Source organism: Achromobacter sp. 18P8.1.1, assembly GCF_057799415.1.
Genome location: NZ_JBYOKH010000103.1, coordinates 1 through 322 on the forward strand (window position 1 = coordinate 1; position 322 = coordinate 322).

Annotated in this window: 1 protein-coding gene; it reads left to right on the top strand. The window is 64.0% G+C overall.

All coding sequences use genetic code 11. The features are described 5' to 3' along the window. On the top strand, positions 1-322 hold a 322-nt coding region (locus tag AC27VE_RS30740), incomplete at both ends, for a dihydrodipicolinate synthase family protein (protein WP_488705858.1).

Consider the following 322-nt stretch of genomic DNA (forward strand, 5'->3'; position numbering starts at 1 on the left):
GGACAGCCTTGCGCAACTGGCCGAACGCTGCCCCAACCTGGTCGGTTTCAAGGACGGCATCGGCGACATCGAAGCCATGGTCCGCATCCGCCGCAAAATGGGCGACCGCTTTTCCTACCTGGGCGGCCTGCCCACTGCTGAGGTCTATGCCGCCGCGTACCGCGCACTCGGCGTGCCGGTCTATTCATCGGCCGTCTTCAACTTCGTGCCGAAGACCGCCATGGACTTCTACCGCGCCATCGCCGCGGGCGATTCCGACACCACCAACCGCCTGCTGGACGATTTCTTCCTGCCTTACCTGGAAATCCGCAACCGCAAGGCC